The organism is Planotetraspora sp. A-T 1434 (assembly GCF_025420585.1).
GTDB lineage: Bacteria > Actinomycetota > Actinomycetes > Streptosporangiales > Streptosporangiaceae > JAOEGB01.
The window spans coordinates 1-4,228 of sequence record NZ_JAOEGB010000057.1; the positions used below are offsets into that span (position 1 = coordinate 1).

At 71.6% G+C, this 4,228-nt stretch carries 1 protein-coding gene; it reads right to left on the minus strand.

Annotated elements, in window-relative coordinates:
• Positions 1–4,228 (minus strand): condensation domain-containing protein (locus N5079_RS34870; protein ID WP_261588500.1); only part of this gene is annotated, 4,228 nt, incomplete at both ends.

The following is a 4,228-nucleotide window of genomic DNA, read 5'->3' on the forward strand; positions in this document are numbered from 1 at the left end:
AACCTGCGGCCCGGCCAGGTACAGCTCGCCGCGGACCCCGACCGGCACCATTTGGAGGTCGTCGTCCAGGACGTACGCGCGGAGGTTCTCCAGCGGACGGCCCACCGCCGGGCGGGCCACCTCGCTGACTCGGCAGTACAACGCGTCGATCGTGCACTCGGTCGGGCCGTAGAAGTTGTAGCTAGTCGTGCCTTCGGTCTCCGCCAGCCGCCGCCACAGCGACTCGTCCAGGGCCTCGCCGCCCAGCATCAGGATCCCCGGCCGGTGCCGTTCCGCTCCCCCCGGCTGCCCTCCCCTCGGCTGCCCTCCTCTCGGCTCCCCTCCTCTCGGCTCATCGTCCAGCAGGCCGGCCGCGAGCAGTTGCCGCAGGTACGACGGGGTCAGGTCGAGGAAGTCGACCCGATGCTCGGCGACGTAACCGACCAGCGCGGCCGGGTCGAGCCGCACCGCGTCGTCGATCAGGTGCAGCTCATGGCCGTCGGCCATCAGCAGCAGACCTTCCAGCGACGTGTCGAAGGAGAAGACGGCGGTCAGCGCGGCTCGGAGCCGCCCGCCTCCGGCTTCGGCAACGAATCCGGCGCGATGGCTCGCCAGCAGGTTCACCAGGCCGCGGTGCTCCACGACCACGGCCTTGGGCTCGCCTGTGGAGCCGGAGGTGTAGATCATGTACGCCGCGTCACCCGGCCGCGGCGGCACGAGCCGCCGCACATGCGCCGCGTCGGTCGTCTTCGTCGAGCCGGTCACGTCGGCCGGGTGGGTCGTGTCGGCCGTTCGGGTCGAGTCGGTCAGCGGGGCCGAGCGCAGGTCGGCGAGGGTCTGCGGGGAGTCGAGCACCAGGGTGGCCACCTCAGCCAGGGACGCCACGGCCTCCACTCCCGTCCGCGAGGTCGTCACCGCCAGCGTCGCCCGCGAGTCGGCCAGCAGGAACCGCACCCGGTCGCCCGGCAGGTCCGGATCGACGGGCAGATAGACCGCACCGGCCTTGAACACGGCCAGGATGGCGACCACCATCTCCGCCGACCGGGGCAGGGCGAGGGCCACGACCTTCTCGGGCCCGGCACCCCGGGCGGCCAGCACCCCGGCCAGGCGGTTCGCCCGCTCGTCGAGCTCGGCGAAGCTGACCGCGGCGCCGTCGAACACGAGCGCGGTCGCGTCCGGCGTCGCCGCCGCCTGCGCCTCGAACAGCTCGGGCAGCGTCATCGACGGAACATCGGCGTCGGTGCCGCTCCACCGCTTCAGCGTCTCCCGCTCCGGCCCGCTGAGCAGTGAGAGGGCGGTGGGCGGCCGGTCCGGGTCGGCGGTCATGCCCTCCAGCACGACGGACAGATGCCCCGCCATCCGCTCGACCGTCGCGGTGTCGAACAGGTTGGGGTCGTAGTCGAGAACGAGATGGAGGCGGTCCTCCACGTAGGCGGTCAAGGTCAGCGCGAAGCTCGTGGTGTCCACCCCGTCCACCTCGACGACCCGTGGGCCGCCGGGGACGGCGTCGCCCCCGATGGGGTAGTTCTCGAACACCACCAGGCTGTCGAACAGGTTGGCGCCGGCGGGCAGGTCGCTCCAGGACTGGAGCTGCGACAGCGAGACGCCGTCGAACCGCCGCGACTCGGACTGCTCAAGCTGCAGCTCGCGCAGCCACGCCACCAATGCCTTTCCATCACGTACGGCGACGCGGGTCGGGACCGTGTTGATGAACATCCCGATCATCGACTCGACCCCGGGCAGCTCCGCGGGCCGTCCAGAGACCGTGGTCCCGAACACCACGTCGTTCTCGCCGCTGTACCGGGACAGCAGCAGCCCCCATGCGCCCTGCACGATCGTGTTCAGCGTCAGGCCGTTCCCCTTGGCGAGCCCTTGCAGCCGGGACGCCGCCTCGGCTCCCAGGTCGACGCGTACCGAATCGCTCGACACCGCACGGTGCGCCTCGACCGGCTGCCTGTCGTACGGGAGGGGCGTGGGCGACTCGAAGCCGGAAAGCTCCCGCCGCCAGTGGTCCTCCGCCTGCCGGCCGTCCTGGTCGCGCAGCCACCGCAGGTAGTCCCGGAACGGCCGGCGGGCCACCAGCTCGGGCTGCCGTCCGCCCACGATCGCGGCGTACTGCTCGCAGACCTCGGCGAAGACCGCGGCCGCGCTCCAGCCGTCGAGGAGGATGTGATGGGAGGTCCAGACGAGCAGGACCTCGTCGTCCGTCACCCGCCCGATGACGAGCCGGATCAACGGAGGCTCGGCCAGGTCCATGCCGGCGGCACGGTCCTCGGCGAGCACCCGCCGCAGCTCTCGGTCCCTTTCCCCGCCGGAGAGGGCCCGCCAGTCGTGGTGGGCAGTGGGCACGGCGACGCGCCGCCGTACGACCTGCACCGGCTCGTCGACGCCGTCCCAGGCCACGTGGCTCCGCAGGATCGGGTTGCGGTCCACCACGCGCTGCCACGCCTCGGCCAGCGCGTGGGGGTCGGACACCCCGGACAGCCGCATCCGGAACTGGTCGAGGTACGCGCCGGACGCGGAGTCGACGAGGCTGTGGAAGAGCATCCCGGCCTGCAACGGGGTCAGCGGGTAGATGTCCTCCACTGCCCGGCCGTCCCCGGCGATTCGATCCACCTGCCGCTGGCTGAGCCGGGCGAGCGGGAAGTCCGATGGGGTGCAGCCTCCGGCCTCGGGACGGGAGCAGTATTCGACGATCTCCCGGAGCGCCTCGACGACCTCCTGCGCGAGGCGCCGCACCGTCGTCTCGTCATGCGCCTCCTGGTGATACGACCAGCTCAACCGCAGCTCGCCGTCCGAGACCACACCGGTGATGTCGAGCAGATGCGCGGGCTTGATCCCGGGTCCGGCGTCCTGGCCGATTCCCTCGTGCCATCTGCCGTAGAACCCCTCGGAGTCGCGCTCCACGTCCCAGCGCCCGAGGTAGTTGACGCTGATCCGCGGCAGCGGAGCCGCCCGAAGCACGCTCGCCGGAGAGTCCGGCGGGCTCAGGTAGCGCAGCGCCTCGTAGCTCAGACCGCGACGCGGCACGGCGCGGAGTTGCTCCTTGACCGACTTGATGGTCTCGCCCCAGTCGGACGACGGGGGCGTCCGCAGCGCCACCGGGAACCGCGAGGTGAACCAGCCGACCGTGCGGGACAGGTCGGCGCCGTCGAGGATCTCCTCCCGGCCGTGGCCTTCGAGGGCGACCAGCACGCCGTCCTGCCCGGCCCACCGGCACAGCACCCGGCTCAGCGCGCTGAGCAGCACATCGTTGACCTGGGTGCGATAGACGCCGGGCACGTCGTGCAGCAGCCGCTCCGTGGTGGCCCTGTCGAGGCCGGCCGAGACGGTTAGTGCGGCGCCGACCCCGTCCGTCCCTTCCCGGTCCACCGGAATGCCGGCCGGCACGCTCGCCGACACCGCGGTCCAGTACGGAAGGTCGTCGTCGAGCGCGCCGGAACGGACGTGCTCGGTGAACCGCCGCGCCCAGTGCGCGAAGGGCGTGCCGACGGGTTCCAGCTCCACCGGACGGCCCTCGGCGGCCTGCCGGGACGCCACCTCCAGGTCGCCGAGCAGGATCCGCCAGGAAACCCCGTCGACCACCAGGTGATGGACGGTGAGGAACAGCCTCGGCGGCCGGCCCGGGCCGAGGACGAACAGCACCGCCCGCAGCAGAGGCCCGGCCGCGACGTCGAGGCTCGACTGGGCGGAGACCGCCGTCTGCTCCATGGCGTCCCGCTGCGCGTCCTCCCCCAGCCCCGACAGGTCGTGCCGTACGAACACCTCGGACGGCTCCGCCGCGGCGACCTCCTGAAGCCACTGGTCGCCGATCTGGGAGAAGCGCATCCGCAGTGCGTCGTGCTGCGCGATCAACGCTTCGACCGCCCGCCGGAGAGCCAGCTCGTCGAGATCGGGGGCGAGCTCAACGAACACGGACTGGTTGAAGTGGTGGGGATTGTCGCCCTCCGTCTCCAGGAACCAGTGCTGGATGGGGGTCAGCGGCGCCGGGCCGCTTGGTGCCGGCGGGTTCTGATCTGCATCGATGGTCTCCTCTGCGGAGACGACCGGTGCCAGCTGGGCGATGGTCTGGTGGATGAAGACCTCTTTGGTGGTCAGCCGGAGCCCGTCCTGACGGGCCCGGGAGACCACCTGGATGCTGAGGATGGAATCGCCGCCGAGCTCGAAGAAGTTGTCCTCGGCCCCGACTCGTTCGAGACCGAGCACCTCGGCCCAGATGCGGGCCAGCTCCTCCTCGATCGGCCCGCTC